Consider the following 13,260-nt stretch of genomic DNA (forward strand, 5'->3'; position numbering starts at 1 on the left):
CCGCGCAGTTCGTCCAACGGGCCCGTTGGACCGCGTTGCCAGTCGAAATGGCAGCGCCGCTGTCTTGGTCGGCGGGGCCTTCGCCGGTCTTGCCTCGGCCTGTTCGATGAACTGCGCGGAGCGCAGTTCATCGACCCCGGGTCCAGCGCTTGCGCTGGTCCGGGTCCAGGGGCGGATAGCCCCTGGTGGGGCCTGGGGCAACGCCCCAGCGCAGCGCCTTCAATGCGGCGCCGACGCCGTCGTCGCCGCCCGCTCCTTCGCGTTCCGCACGCACCGGAAGCCCAGGCCTGGCACCTTGTACGACACGATGGCCCCGCCGCGGAAGGCTGCGAGGATTCCGCGGCCGCTTCGGTTCCAGCCGCCGCCGCGCACCACGTAGTTCCCGATGTTCGACCGCACGTGTACCGGATCGACCTCGTCCTTGCCTGAATACGGCACGTAACTATCGAGCACCCATTCCCATACGTTCCCGGCCAGATCGTGGATTGGCCCATCGGGCCAGATTTTATCCCCTTTGCGGTGCGTCCCCACCTTTGAGGGCCCGCCTCCGTGGCAACCGCTGTCGCCGCCCGGCGAGATCAGGATCGCTTGCGTGAAATCGGTGTGCTCGCATGTCGGCTCCTCCTCGCCCCAGGGCCACGAGCGCCCGTCGCCGCCCGTCGCCGCCCACTCCCATTGCGCCTCGGTCGGCAGGCTCTTCTCGTACTGCTCGCAGTAGTACTTCGACATCGGATAGTCGACGAGGTTCACCGGGTAATCCGGTTTGTCGGGGTATGTCACCCACCGATCCGTCCGCTGCGGCGCCTTGCAGCCTTTCTCCTGCACGCATTTCTTCATCGCGCCGGCCGTCACCTCGGTCTGGTCCATGCAGAACGGCTTCGTCAGCACCACCTTGTGCGGCAGGTCCGCGCGTCCCTTGCCGTGATACCCCGATTTGCGGTTGCCGAATCCGAATGCCGACAGGTTCTTGCCCATCTTGAACCCCGCGGGCCCCGTCGCCGGCACGTACACCTCGCCCTCGGGACACGCCGGCGCGCACGCGCCTGCCTCGCAACGCTCGATGTCGAGGCACGTCTTCACCGCCTCCGGCTCGCGCCCTGCCCCGACGCAACGCACCACGCTCTCTCCGTCACAGGCGAGCGCGCCCTCCGTTTTCCCCGCGCAAGGCCCCTTCTCTTCCGCCGCGGCTGCCGCTGTCGTGGCTGCGTCCGGCACGTCGCCGCCGTCGAGGGTCGGGGTCTTCGTGCCTGCGTCCTCCGTACCGCTTGCGCTGCTCGGTTGCTCGGCGCAACCGGCGAGGGCGGCGAGGACGGAGAGCCAAAGGAGCTCGCGAGAGCGATTCACGCGGCGGAAGGTACCCCCTCGCTCGGCCCTGGCAAAGGTTCCGCGTGCCTCCCGTGCGCTACGGTGACGACGGAAATGGCCCCCGGCCTCACCCCCCAGCTCCCGGAGCTGATCCCCCGCCTCCGAAACGCGGATCCCCGTGTCCGACTTCACATTCCCCCGCTCCCGGAGCTGATCCCCCAGCTCCCGGAGCTGATCCCCCGCCTCCGGCAAGTGATCCCCCGTGTCCTATCGTACGTTCCCCTGCTCCGACGCGTCACCCCCCGCGGGGGATCGTCCTCCGGAGCCGGGGGGCCTGCATGCGGGGCCGGGGGATCAGACGTTTCTCTTCGGGCACACGTCGGAGAACATGCAATCGCCGCATTGGGGTGCCTTCGCCGTGCACGTGTACCTCCCGTGCAGCACCATCGCCGGGCCGAACTTCGTCCAGCGCTCCTCGGGCACCATGTTCATCAGATCCCGCTCGATGGCCTCGGGCTTTTCCTGGCTCGAAAGGCCCATCCGCTGGCTCACGCGCGCCACGTGTGTATCCACGATGATGCCCGAGGGGATGTCCCATGCATTGTTCAGCACCACGTTCGCCGTCTTCCGCGCGACCCCGCGCAGCGCCGTGAGCTCTTGCATCGTCCGCGGCACCTCGCCCCCGTGCCGCTCGCAGAGCGCGCGGCACGTCTCCTGAACGGCCTTCGCCTTCTGCCGATAAGCGCCCGTTGGCTGCAGGATCTGCTCGAGCTCCTCGGTATTCGCCTCGGCATACTCCTTGGCCGTGCGGTACTTCGGAAAGAGCGTCTTCGTCACCTTGTTGACCCGCACGTCGGTGCATTGCGCGGCGAGGATGGTGGCGATCAAAAGCTCGAGCGGCGTCGTCCAGTCGAGCTCGTACCGGGCGTCCGGGAACTTCTTCTGGAGCCGCTCGAGCACCGTCGACATCGAGACTTCGCCAGACCTTGCCATGCGAATGACCTCCTCCGTCCTCCGTCAGGACGAACCCGAGCCTACCCCAATCGAGGAACGCTGGCGAGACCCGAATCTCACCGCTCGGTCATTGTTTGTCAGGCGATCGCGCGAGCGAAAGGAACACCGGCACCGTGAGCACGCGGATCCCGTAGGCCCGCGCTTTCTGGCTCTTCGCCGTCAGCGAATGCGGATCGTCGATCACCAGCACGTCGAGCTTCTTCGTCACGGAGCCCTGGACCTTGAGCCCCGCCACCACGGCGCGCGCTTCGAGCGCGGCCTTCGAGGGCTCGCCATCCCCGGAAAAACATATCGACGTCCCCGGCCGCAGCGGCCGCGTCGACCCGGGCCAAGGCGCCGCCGCCCCGGACCGCGCCGCCGCGAGCGCCTGCTCCGCGGAATCCGCGGGCAAACCGAGGAGCCGCGCGACCCGCGCGAGATCCGACGCGCCGAGCCCCCCGCCGAGATCCCCCGCGAGCGCCGCCCGCGCGACGCCCGTCAAATACGATCGATGCGCCGCGACGACATCCCCGCGCAAAAGCCCCGCGTCCTCCACGTGCTTTCGCGCGGCCTCCGCCTTTTCCTCCGTGACGCGCCGATCTTCGAGGATCTCGTCGAGCACCGTAAAATACCCCTCCACGCTCCCGTTCGACGTCCCCTCGGGCAAACCCTCCACCATCACGCCGAGCGGCGACGGCTCCGCCGCGGCCTGCGCCTCGCCCCGCGCAGCGATCCGCGACGGACCTTCGATCACCGGCCACGCGACGCTCGTCGCCTCCGCGAGCTCCCTCTCGTACGACGTGCGCCAAAAACCCGTCTTGCAGAGCCGCGCAAAAACCCCTGCGGCCGCGCGTGCATCGTCGAGCGCCCGGTGCTCGTGCCCGCTCTCGACGCCGAGCGCCTTGCAGCACGACGCGAGCCGATAATCCCCGAGCGCTGGCAAGACCCGCATCGCGAGCTCGCGCGTGCACACCCGCGGCGCGTCCGGCAGCACGTACCCGAGCCGCCCGAGCTCCTCGGCGAGGAACGCGAGATCGAATTTCACGTTGTGCCCCACGAGCACCGCGCCTTCGAGGTACCGCACGAGCTCGGAGAGCACCTCCGGGAACCGCGGCGCGCCCGCGAGATCCTCCGCGCCGAGCCCGTGGATGTGCGTCGCGCCTGGATTCCTCTCGGGGTTCACCAGGGTCGAGAGCTCCGCGAGCACGCGACCTTCCGCGTCCGTGCGCACGACGGCGAGCTCGACGATCCGATCCGTCTTCCATCGCAGCCCGGTCGTCTCGACATCCACCACCGCGAATCCATGGGGAAACGAGGCTCGTCGTTCAGCGCTTTCCATCGCGATCCGCGCCACCCTAGCACCTCCGGGCGGGCGAGGACAACGCTTGGAATGGCTCCCTTTCCGGGTTCCGTCCCGCGGACCTCCATGATATTCGCTCTCCAATCAGGGACATGCGGACCTCGCCCCTCCTCGCCCTTGCCCTCTTCGCCGCGCCCCTCGCCGCCGCCGGGTGCTCTTCCTGCGGGAAAAGCTCCTCCGGCCCCGCGCCCGAGGCCACGTCCTCCGCGGCGCCCGGCGCGAGCGAATCCGCCGCCGCGCCGCCCCCGAAGGCGAAGACGCCCGCGCCGAGCCGCCAGGGCAACGTCGTCGCGCGAAGCCCCGCCGAGGACCTGCTCTACGTCGCGGACGAGGATGGAAGCGCCCTCCACCTCGTGCAGCTCCCGTTCGACAAGGAAAAACCCGCGCTCACCGTCGCGCTCCCAGGCCGGCCCGCGCAGGTCCTGCCGCTCGACGGCGAGGTCCTCGTCACGATCCGTGATCCCGGCCTGCTCCTCGTGATGCGGCCCGACGGCGCGAAGGGCTTCGTCGAATCCGCGCGGATCGCCTTGCCCGCCGACGCCTGGGGCCTCGCGATCACGAAGGACGAAAAGACCGCGCTCGTCTCGTCCGCGTGGACGCACAAGGTCTCCGCCGTCGATCTCGAAACGAAAAAGGTCCGCTTCACCGTCGACGTCGTCCGCGAACCACGCGGCATCGCCATTCTCGGCGATGGCTCGCGCGCGTACGTGAGTCACCTCATCGGCGCTTCCCTCACGCGTATCGACGGAATCGGCACGAGCAATCCCACGGTCAAGCGCGTCAGCCTCCCGGCCGCGCCGCTCCGGCTGCCGTACGAGACCACGCGTGCCGACGACGCCTCCCTCGGTTATGCCCTCACGTTCTCGCCCGACGAACGCAGGCTTTTCGTCGCGCGCCACGCCTTCGGTGCCGTGGGCCCCGAGGCCTGGTATGGGTTGCCCATCGTCGACGTTTTGCTCCCGCGCGACGATTCTCCGCTCGCGCCCCGGCGCAAGCAGCCCGCGGTCTTCGGGGCGCATATCAACGCAATCCCGCCCGAGGACCCGACCCTCGACCTTCACCCCGGCGACATGGTCCAGCCGCGCGCCATGGTCTATCGCGGGGCCACGCGCACCCTGCTCGTCCTCGGCGAGGGCAGCCTCTCCTTGACCGAGCTCGACGCGAGCTCGATCGACCCCGCGGCGATGGTCCGGAAAAACCACCCCCTGCAAGACGAGGGTGCGACCGGCGGCGGCCCCGCGTGCGCCGCGCCGAGTGGCTTCGCGCTCTCCTCCGACGAAGGCAAGGCCTACGTCTTTTGCCGCGCCACGAATGCGCTCGCCGTCCTCACGTTCCCCGACCCCAAGAGCGGCGCGAAATCCAGCGTCGTCCGCATTCCGCTCGGCAAGGGCCCCGACGACGCCCTCGCCGCCGAGGGACGCCGCCTCTTCTACGACGCCCAGGATACCCTCGTGAGCGGCGGCCTCGGTTGCGCGGCTTGCCATCCCGAGGGCCGCGACGACGGTTTTACCTGGACCGAGTTCGCCCCCGTGGAAGACGGCGGGAATACCACGTTCAGCTCGCATGTCAGCACCATCGTCCCCGGTGCGGCCCGCCAAACGCCCATGCTCGCCGGCCGCGTCGCCGCGCAAGGCCCGTATGGCTGGCATGGCGAGAGCGAGACCCTTGTCGATCGGATCCTCGCGGGCTTCGCCCTTCACCGCTGGGACGAGCGGCACGTCGTGGACAAGCAAACGGCCCGCCCGCGGGCGCTCGCGATCGCCGCCTTCCTTCGCAGCGGCCTCGTCCCTCCGCCGCGCGAAAAGGCCGAGCTCTCCGACGTCGAAAAGCGTGGCAAGGCCGTCTTCGAGAGCGCCGAGACCGCCTGCAAAACGTGCCATGCCGGCGCCGAATTCACCGATCGGGTCCCGATGCCGCTGCCCCGGATGACGATCCGCGTGGGCTACGTCGACGAGAAGGAAAACAACAAATACAAGACCCCGTCGCTCCTCTTCGTCGGCGGCACGCCCCCGTATTTCCACGACGGCAGTTACGCCACGCTCGAAGAGCTCATCGACAAGAACGACGACCGCATGGGCAAGACGAACCAGCTCTCCGCCGACGACAAGGCCGCGCTCGTCGCCTACTTGAGGACGTTATGAAGCTCCGCTCGCTCCTCCCTGCCATCGCCGCGCTCTCGCTCCTCTCGAGCGTCGCCTCGCCCGAGGACGCGCCCGACGCCTCCCCCGGCGACGCGGGCGCGGACGCGGCGGCCGCAGCGCCCACGGAATCGCTCCCGTTCCTCGGCCCCGTCCCCGCCGAGAAATCGAAGCCGCCCACGTTCGCCGAGTGGACGGCTGCGAAGGACCTCGACGCGCCGGTGAGCTCCACGTTTTGCGGCGTCCGCCGGGTGCGGGAATGGCTCCGTTTCCGTTGCGAGGTCATGAACTCGAACAGCATCGACCTCGTCACGGGCAATTCCAACGATGCCTTTTTCTCCGTGAAGCAGGGCGGCGGCGAGTGCACCAGCGATCCCGATCAGGGCCAGATTTGCTGGGACGCCGTCGAGGTCGTCTTTCCGCTTCGGCGCGGCGATCGGCGCTTCTTTCAGATCACGCAGCGGACCGGGGGAGGGTATTACGTGCCGGGCAGCGGACCGATGGTCCGGTCGATCCTCGGCCTCTCCGAGATGTGGGTCGAGGACGAACCCGGCCCGATCGTGACCATCGTCTCCTGGTGAACACCTTCATGCGCACCCGCCGTGCCGCGCTCTTCGCCGCGCTTTTCGCCCTCGCTGGCTGCTCGTCCCCGGGCGCCGGTGATTCCACGCCCATCGAACTGAAGGGCCCGCCCCCGTTCGCCGTAACACCCCGGACCGAATGGCCCACGCGCGCCTGGCCCACGGCCGAACCCGCGTCCGTGGGCATCGATCCGGCCGCGCTGAAGAAGCTCGACGATTACCTCTTCGCGCGCAACGGCGACGACGTCGATCGCAAGGGACAACGCACGAATGCGTTCGTGCTGGTGAAAGACGGCAAGCTCGTCTTCGAGCATTACGCCCGCGGCACCACGGCCGAGACCTCGCTGCTCACGTGGTCGGTGTCGAAGAGTTTCGTGAACACCCTGATCGGCATCGCGGTCGGGGAGGGGCGTTTCAAGGTCGACGACCCCGCGGGCAAGTATTACGCGGCGCTCGGCCCGGACAAACAGAACGTCCGGCTCACCGATCTGCTCCGCATGAGCTCCGGGATCGACTGGAACGAGACCTACGAGGCTTCGCCGGTCTTCTCCTCGGTCATGGCCATGCTTTACACGCGCGGAACGGACGACATGCCTCGGTTCGTCGCTGGGCACGGCCTCGCGTTTGCCCCGGGCACGCACTGGAGTTATTCGAGCGGCGACACGAACCTCCTCCTCGCGTCTCTGCGCGCCACGATGTCGGACGCCGAGTACGCCTCGTACCCCTGGAAAGCGCTCTTCGAGCCGCTCGGCATGACGAGCGCGCGCTTCGAGCGTGACGGCGCCGGCAATTTCGTCGGCTCCTCGTACCTCTACGCGACCGCGCGCGACCTCGCGAAATGGGGCCTGCTCTATCTCTCGGACGGCGTCTGGGACGGCAAGCGCCTCCTGCCGGAGGGATGGGTCGCCTACACGCTCACGATGGCCCCGGCCTACTATACGACCGACGTCCCGCCCCCGTTATGGGAGGACAACCCCGGCGCCCAGGTCTACCTGAACGTCGGCGACCCGAAGCGCAACATTCCGCGCCCCTGGCCCGCCGCGCCGCCCGACACCTTCGCGGCCCTCGGCCACTGGGGCAAATCGATCTTCGTGATCCCCTCGCTCGACCTCATCGCCGTGCGTCTGGGCGACGACCGCGAGTACGGCTGCTCCGCGCACGTGCAAAAGAACTGCGTGCCGGACCGCGAAAAGGCCTTCACGAAGGGGTATTATTTGGAGCTCCTGTCCGGGCTGGTGAAGCGATGAAGCGGGCCAAGCGCGTCCTGAAGATCATCGGCATCGTCCTCGGCGTGATCCTCGGCCTCGTCGGGATCTTCATCGCGTGGAACTGGAAAGCCCTCTCGGCGTTCCCGTTGCTCCCGTCGGGCTACGAGGCCAAAGAGCTCTGCTCCTGCCTCTTCGTCGAGGGACGCCCGCAGCCGGATTGCGAGGCCTTCATTCGCCAGAGCGTCGTCCCGATCGACAGCCGCTCCTTCGACATGGAGGGCAAGGCGGTCACCGTCACGGCCCTCTGGAACACGCGCCGCGCGCATTTCGTCTCGGAGCGGTTCGGCTGCGTGATCGACGGCGCCGGCAAGTAACCGCTCACGTCCGCCGGTTCACCTCTCATTTGCCCTTCGGCGTGGCCGGAGCCACGGCCTTCGCCCCGCACCCGAGCCGCATGGCGAACGATTTCGTCCCCGCCGTGTACACCACCCAGATCGTATTCGCGTCTGCCGCCGCCGCGTGCAGCTCCAGCACCTGCCCCGGATACGCCGCCACCTCTTGCGCCTCGATCGCCCCGCTCCCGCCGAGCGTCGCGATCTCCAGCACCTGCGGCGAGCCCGGCTCCTTCGCCTCCGGCCGCGCGTACACCACGATCGTCTCCCCGCACGCGGGCGCCGCCGCCACGGGCGCCGTATCCATCCCGTTCGGGTAATCGAGCGTCTTGATCTTCGCCTTCCCGTTCCAGTCGACGAGAATGTCATGGAGGGCGAAACCCTTGTCCGTGGCGAGCGGCAAGAGCCCCGCCGCGGAGTTGCCCGCGCGGGCCCCCACGAGCTCCGGATACCCCTCGGGCGGACCGCCCACGAACACCACGTCGTCGGCCGCGAGCGCCGTCGTCTTCTCGCGGATCTCGAAGCGCCGCGCGTGCACCGGCGTCATCGCGGATCGCGCGTCGAGCCACATCGCGACCACCTGCCCCTCGCCGACGGACACGAGCGAAATCGACGTCGCCCCCGATCCCTCGGGCGACAGTTCCAAGATGCCGCCCCCTTCGACCCACAATCGCCCGTGCCGCTCCCCGTTCCGCGCATTCGGCGCCGCCAGATACGCCACCGCGTCGCGCCCGCCCGTGCGCAAGGCCGATGGGCTCGTCCCCGGCACCGCGTCGTTCGCCACGACCTCCGGCGCGCCGAGTTTTCCCGCGGCGTCGAGCGCGCTCCGCACGAGCCCCGATCCTTCGACCCAGTACGTGTGCATCACGCCTGAGGCGTCCTCGGCGACCGCGACCCGCCCGCGTGGCCATTTCCGCGCGCGCTCCGGCTCGCTCGGGCCGGGCGCGGGGCCGTCGGGCCCGAACAGGCTCACCTGCGCTGCATTGCCCGAGAGCCGCCAGATCACGCCTTTCGAATAAACCGTCGCCGCCCCGCCGATCGCGATCGGCTGCTCCGGCCCGTCGATCAGAAACCGCGCACCGGTCCTCGGCTTGCGCTTCTTCGTGTTGCCCCCGCCCGCGCCCGCGAGCGCGCCCGAACCCGCGGGCGCGGCCGAACCTGCGGATGCAGCCGATCCCGCGGGCGCCTCCTCCTCGTCCGGCTCCGCGCTCGGCGCCGAAAGGGTCTCGGCGCTCGCCGAGGGAGGCGCCTGCGGCAACGGTTTGTCCTTCTTCGGCGGAGGGCGCCGGCACCCCGCGCCCGCGAGCGTGAGTGCGAGGGACACGCCTCCCACGAGCGCCCTTTTTGCGAAAGGCATCACGTCCGCGTGCTTCAAGGACAAACCTGCTCCGCCGGCACCGCCTCGCTGCGGAGCCACGCCGCCGCGCAGGCCGAGGCGTCGTATCCGCCCACCGATTTCACGATGTCGAGCAGGTCCTGGAAATGCGCGGCCTTCCCCTTGTTTTTTAGGAAAAACGCCTTCAGCGACGGATCGAGCTTCGCCTTGCCCATCTTCGCCTCGAGCGCGCGGAAGAAAAACGCGCCTTTCATGTAGGCGATGTCCCCGAAGAGCTGGTCCTTCAGGATGTCGACCTCGCCGCAGCCCTCGGGCCAGGCGATCTTCGGCGCCGTCCCGGCCATCGCCGTGTTCAGGCGGGTCTGGTAATGGGCCCAGAGCTTCGTACCCTCGTCCGCGCCGAACACCTCCGTGATCGCCCGCGCTTCGAGGTAACTCACGGTGCCCTCGGAGAGCACGAAATCCTCCCAGCAGGCCGGGCGCACGCCGTCGCCGAACCAGCCGTGCGCCGCCTCGTGCGCCTGGATCCATGGATCCGCCATGGCGATCGTCGAGACGTGCCACAGCGGGTGATGCTCCATGCCCCCGTACGCGCCGGCGCCCCAGTCCACCGCAATGGCGCCCGCCTCGCCGCCGAACGGATACCCGGCGAGCATCGTCTCGTAGAAATTCATGATGTCGACGAGCCTCTCCGTCCCTTTTTGCGCGTCCGTCCCGCCGCCCGGCAGGTAATAGGCCACGAGGTGCGTCCCCTGGAACGTCGTCCCGATGTCGAGTTTCGTGTAGCTCCCCGTCGCCCAGGCGATCTGATAGGGCGGCGCGTCGATCCCGATCGTGGACGGGTACACCGTCGTCATGCCCGCGGGCGTGCTCGTGACGGTGAGCTCGAACGTCGTCCCGTCCGCGGGATCCGAATGGCACGGGAAGAGATTGCCGCAGAAGTACGGCCAGACGAGCGTCGAGCCCTTCTCCATGAGGCCTTCGAACTGCGCCTGCTCCTTGAACTTGTAATCGATCGTGATCTGCGCGGAGCCCTGCGACGTCGGCACGCCGACGTCGAGCTGCCCTTGCGAGAGCGCCCATTTCAGCGGACCTTCGGCGCGCGACACGCCCTCTATCTCGAGCCCCGTCGCCTCGAACGACGCGCCCGTGCCGGTCAGCGAGCCTGCGAGGTCGATCACCGCGGTCCCGGTCATCGTCGAAAGGTCGACGGTGAGCCGCGTCTTCTGGATGTTCCGGCTGAGGTCGGCCGACGGCTCGGGCGGCGGCTCGACCGGCGTCCCCGTGGTGCTGGGCTTGTCCTTGCCGTCGTCCTGGGCGCAGCCGAGGGCCGCGAGGATTACAATTCCCAACCCGACGAGCCTCGCGTGTCGACCGATCCGCATGTGTTTCCTCCGTGCGAGCGCTTGATCATCCACGCCGCGACGAGAGCCTGTCAAGGCCGCGCGCGTCAGGAATTTTCCGCTGCCTCTGCGAGCGTTCTTTCCGGGCGGTGCCTCTTTACGACCGGCACGGGCCCGTGCTCTACTCTCGCACCACGTGCCGGAGCGTGAGCGATGAGCGAGATCTTCACCTTCTTGTCCACCGCCTTCCCCCCGACGGCGCAGGTCACGGCTTTCAAGGGGCGGGAGGCCATTTCACGGACCTATGAATTCGACATTGCGTTGAAGCTCACGGGGCTCGACGTCGACGTCGCCGCCGCGGTCGGAGCTCGCGGCACCCTGAACATCGATCGGGGCCTCGGCGCGCCGCCGTTCGTCTTTCACGGAATCCTCGCGTCCGTCGAGCTCGTGAACGATTACGGCGCGTACGGCCTCTACCTCGCGCGGCTCGTCCCGACGTACTGGCAGCTCACGCTCACGCGCCACAGCCGCATCTTCACGGACGCGAGCATCCCCGAGATCATCGAGGCCATCCTGAAAGAGGGCGGGCTCGGGTCGAACGATTACCGGATCTCGCTCTGGAACGAGTATCCGAAGCTCGAGCACGTCTGCCAGTATCGCGAGAGCAACTACGATTTCATTGCCCGTCTCGCCGAGCGTGAGGGCATGTACTTCTACTTCGAGCAGAGCGAGGATCGCGAGATCCTGGTCTTCACGGACACGCGTTCGGCACACAAGAAGCTCGCGCCGAAGCCGGTGAAGTATTTCCCCGCGCCGCCTGGGGACGTCTCCGCGGGTGAGTCGATCCGCTCGTTCCGGTGCCGCTCGAACGCGCTGCCCGGCCGCGTGAAGGTCACGGATTACAACTACCTGAAGCCGAGCCTGGAGGTCAAAGGCAGCGCCGAGCTCTCGGGCAAGGGCGACATCGTGCTTTACGGCGAGAACGTGAAGACGCCCGGCGAGGGCAAGCGGTACGCCTCGATCCGTGCCGAGGAGATCGCCGCGCGGCAGACGGTGTACACGGGGGTCGGCCCGCAGTTTTACCTCCGGCCGGGCTACGTGTTCGTTCTCGAGGAGCACCCGCGGCTCGCGTTCAACAGCGATTACCTCACGATCGAGATCGAGCACCTCGGCAATCAATCGGCGAGCGGCGAGGACCTGGAGATGCTCTTCGGCGAGGAGGCGCCCACGAAGGAGACGTACCTCGCCACGGTGCACGCGATCCCGCACACGACGCAGTTCCGCGCCGAGCGCAAGACGCCCTGGCCGCGCATCGACGGTGTGGTCGACGGCGTGGTCGACGGCGTGGCGGCGAGCCCGTATGCGCAGATCGACGCGCACGGCCGCTACAAGGTGAACATCTTCTTCGACGAGGGCGACGCGATCGACGGCTCGCGCTCGACGTGGGTGCGCATGCTCCAGCCGCACGGCGGCACCGTCGAGGGCCATCATTTCCCGCTGCGCAAGGGCACGGAGGTGCACCTCGTCTTCCTCGGCGGCGACCCGGATCGCCCCGTGATCGTGGGCGCCGCGCACAATGCCGAAACGCCGAGCGTGGTGACGCAGGGCAATTACACGAAGAACCTGATCCGCTCGGGGTCGAACAACTTCATCGAGATGGAGGATCTCCTCGGCTCGACGCACGTGCACATCTACGCGCCGAAGCTCAACTCCTCGCTCCACCTCGGCAATGGTCCCTATAACTTCGACCTCCGCACGGACGGCAGCGGCCACATTTACACGGGGGTGAACTTCGACGTCGACGTGATGGCGAACAAGACCGAGGACGTCCACGGGACCATCACCGAGACGTACGTCGGTCCATTCACGACGACGGTCACGAATCCCGTCACGCAGACGTACAATGCGACGCTCGACGAGACGGTCGAGGGCGCGGTCACGGTCCGTTACAACAACATCCTCGACCTCCAGGTCACGAGCGCCACGACGCAGGTCTACAAGGATATCGTCAACCTCCAGGTGGTCGGCGCGAACACCGAGAAGTTCGACGCCACGTACGACGAGACCGTGACGGGCAAGATGACGGGCACCTACCTCGCGTCGCGCGAGGAGAACGTGACCGGAGAGGACAAACTCACGGTCACCGGCACGCAGAACATCAACGTCACGAGCAACGCGACCGAGAAGATCGGCGGCGTCTACGATCTCACGGTGGTCGGGGACATGAAGACCTCGATCAACGGCAACCAGAAGATCCAGACCCAGGGTCCGGTCCAGTGGTTCAAGGCCGCGGAGTTCCAGGGCTTCACGGCCGGAGCCAAGTTCGATGGTCACGCCGGCTTCGCGCTGGATTGGTTCGCGGGCGCGAAAATCTCGCTCTTCGGTGGCCTCAAGGTGGACCTCACAGGGGGCGTTTCGCTCGCGCTCACGCTCGGGCCCATGCTCACGATCACGCCGGTCGCGATGGACATGAAAGCGACGAACCTGAACGCGCTCGGGCTCAAACTCCAGGCGATCGGGAACAAGCTGGAGGCCAAGGGCCTGAGCCTCGGCGTCGCCGGCTTGCACGTCAACACCTGAGCCCCGCGTTTTCAGAGCGAGATC

At 68.0% G+C, this 13,260-nt stretch carries 10 protein-coding genes; 5 read left to right on the forward strand and 5 right to left on the reverse strand.

The window, feature by feature from the left end:
- Positions 1-219 precede the first annotated feature (219 nt).
- From KEG38_RS50595 to KEG38_RS50605, 3 genes are all read right to left on the reverse strand, one after another.
- Entirely contained in the window at positions 220-1,344 is a 1,125-nt protein-coding gene (locus KEG38_RS50595) for a formylglycine-generating enzyme family protein (RefSeq protein ID WP_272428117.1), read from the reverse strand.
- Positions 1,345-1,659: 315 nt separating this feature from the next.
- A complete protein-coding gene (gene nth, locus KEG38_RS50600) occupies positions 1,660-2,298 on the reverse strand; it encodes an endonuclease III (RefSeq protein WP_272428118.1) in 639 nt (212 codons plus the stop codon).
- An 88-nt stretch (positions 2,299-2,386) separates the two neighbouring features.
- A complete protein-coding gene (locus KEG38_RS50605) occupies positions 2,387-3,589 on the reverse strand; it encodes a 3'-5' exonuclease (RefSeq protein ID WP_272428119.1) in 1,203 nt (400 codons plus the stop codon).
- A gap of 161 nt (positions 3,590-3,750) precedes the next feature.
- On the opposite strand from KEG38_RS50605, the gene KEG38_RS50610 reads away from it, so the two are divergent.
- Genes KEG38_RS50610 through KEG38_RS50625 form a run of 4 tightly spaced genes read left to right on the forward strand, consistent with a single transcriptional unit; the run spans position 3,751 to position 7,959 of the window.
- Positions 3,751-5,799: a hypothetical protein gene (locus tag KEG38_RS50610; RefSeq protein ID WP_272428120.1), complete on the forward strand. Its 2,049-nt coding sequence runs from the start codon at positions 3,751-3,753 to the stop codon at positions 5,797-5,799.
- Complete coding sequence (locus KEG38_RS50615; RefSeq protein ID WP_272428121.1) at positions 5,796-6,377, forward strand: hypothetical protein; 582 nt, start codon at positions 5,796-5,798, stop codon at positions 6,375-6,377. Before KEG38_RS50610 ends, KEG38_RS50615 begins: the two co-directional genes overlap by 4 nt.
- Positions 6,378-6,385: 8 nt before the next feature.
- Positions 6,386-7,624 carry a serine hydrolase domain-containing protein gene (locus KEG38_RS50620; RefSeq protein ID WP_272428122.1) on the forward strand — a complete coding sequence of 413 codons (1,239 nt, stop codon included), beginning with the start codon at positions 6,386-6,388 and terminating at the stop codon, positions 7,622-7,624.
- Complete coding sequence (locus KEG38_RS50625; RefSeq protein ID WP_272428123.1) at positions 7,621-7,959, forward strand: hypothetical protein; 339 nt, start codon at positions 7,621-7,623, stop codon at positions 7,957-7,959. The genes KEG38_RS50620 and KEG38_RS50625 overlap by 4 nt, the downstream gene beginning before the upstream one ends.
- Before the next feature lie 25 nt (positions 7,960-7,984).
- On the opposite strand, the gene KEG38_RS50630 is transcribed toward KEG38_RS50625, so the two are convergent.
- Both KEG38_RS50630 and KEG38_RS50635 read right to left on the reverse strand, forming a co-directional pair.
- Positions 7,985-9,334: a hypothetical protein gene (locus tag KEG38_RS50630; RefSeq protein WP_272428124.1), complete on the reverse strand. Its 1,350-nt coding sequence runs from the start codon at positions 9,332-9,334 to the stop codon at positions 7,985-7,987.
- Between the two features lie 14 nt (positions 9,335-9,348).
- Positions 9,349-10,698 carry a M1 family metallopeptidase gene (locus tag KEG38_RS50635; RefSeq protein ID WP_272428125.1) on the reverse strand — a complete coding sequence of 450 codons (1,350 nt, stop codon included), beginning with the start codon at positions 10,696-10,698 and terminating at the stop codon, positions 9,349-9,351.
- Between the two features lie 171 nt (positions 10,699-10,869).
- On the opposite strand from KEG38_RS50635, the gene KEG38_RS50640 reads away from it, so the two are divergent.
- Positions 10,870-13,236, forward strand: coding sequence for a type VI secretion system Vgr family protein (locus KEG38_RS50640; RefSeq protein ID WP_272428126.1), 2,367 nt, complete (start codon positions 10,870-10,872; stop codon positions 13,234-13,236).
- The last annotated feature ends 24 nt before the right edge of the window (positions 13,237-13,260 follow it).

This window comes from Polyangium jinanense, assembly GCF_028435265.1.
Taxonomy (GTDB): domain Bacteria; phylum Myxococcota_A; class Polyangia; order Polyangiales; family Polyangiaceae; genus Polyangium; species Polyangium jinanense.

Excerpts from the sequence above, each read along its gene's own strand:
- nth (WP_272428118.1), bottom strand. The coding sequence starts at position 2,298 with ATGGCAAGGTCTGGCGAAGTCTCGATGTCGACGGTGCTCGAGCGGCTC.
- KEG38_RS50610 (WP_272428120.1), top strand. The coding sequence starts at position 3,751 with ATGCGGACCTCGCCCCTCCTCGCCCTTGCCCTCTTCGCCGCGCCCCTC.
- KEG38_RS50615 (WP_272428121.1), top strand. The coding sequence starts at position 5,796 with ATGAAGCTCCGCTCGCTCCTCCCTGCCATCGCCGCGCTCTCGCTCCTC.
- KEG38_RS50620 (WP_272428122.1), top strand. The coding sequence starts at position 6,386 with ATGCGCACCCGCCGTGCCGCGCTCTTCGCCGCGCTTTTCGCCCTCGCT.
- KEG38_RS50625 (WP_272428123.1), top strand. The coding sequence starts at position 7,621 with ATGAAGCGGGCCAAGCGCGTCCTGAAGATCATCGGCATCGTCCTCGGC.
- KEG38_RS50630 (WP_272428124.1), bottom strand. The coding sequence starts at position 9,334 with ATGCCTTTCGCAAAAAGGGCGCTCGTGGGAGGCGTGTCCCTCGCACTC.
- KEG38_RS50635 (WP_272428125.1), bottom strand. The coding sequence starts at position 10,698 with ATGCGGATCGGTCGACACGCGAGGCTCGTCGGGTTGGGAATTGTAATC.
- KEG38_RS50640 (WP_272428126.1), top strand. The coding sequence starts at position 10,870 with ATGAGCGAGATCTTCACCTTCTTGTCCACCGCCTTCCCCCCGACGGCG.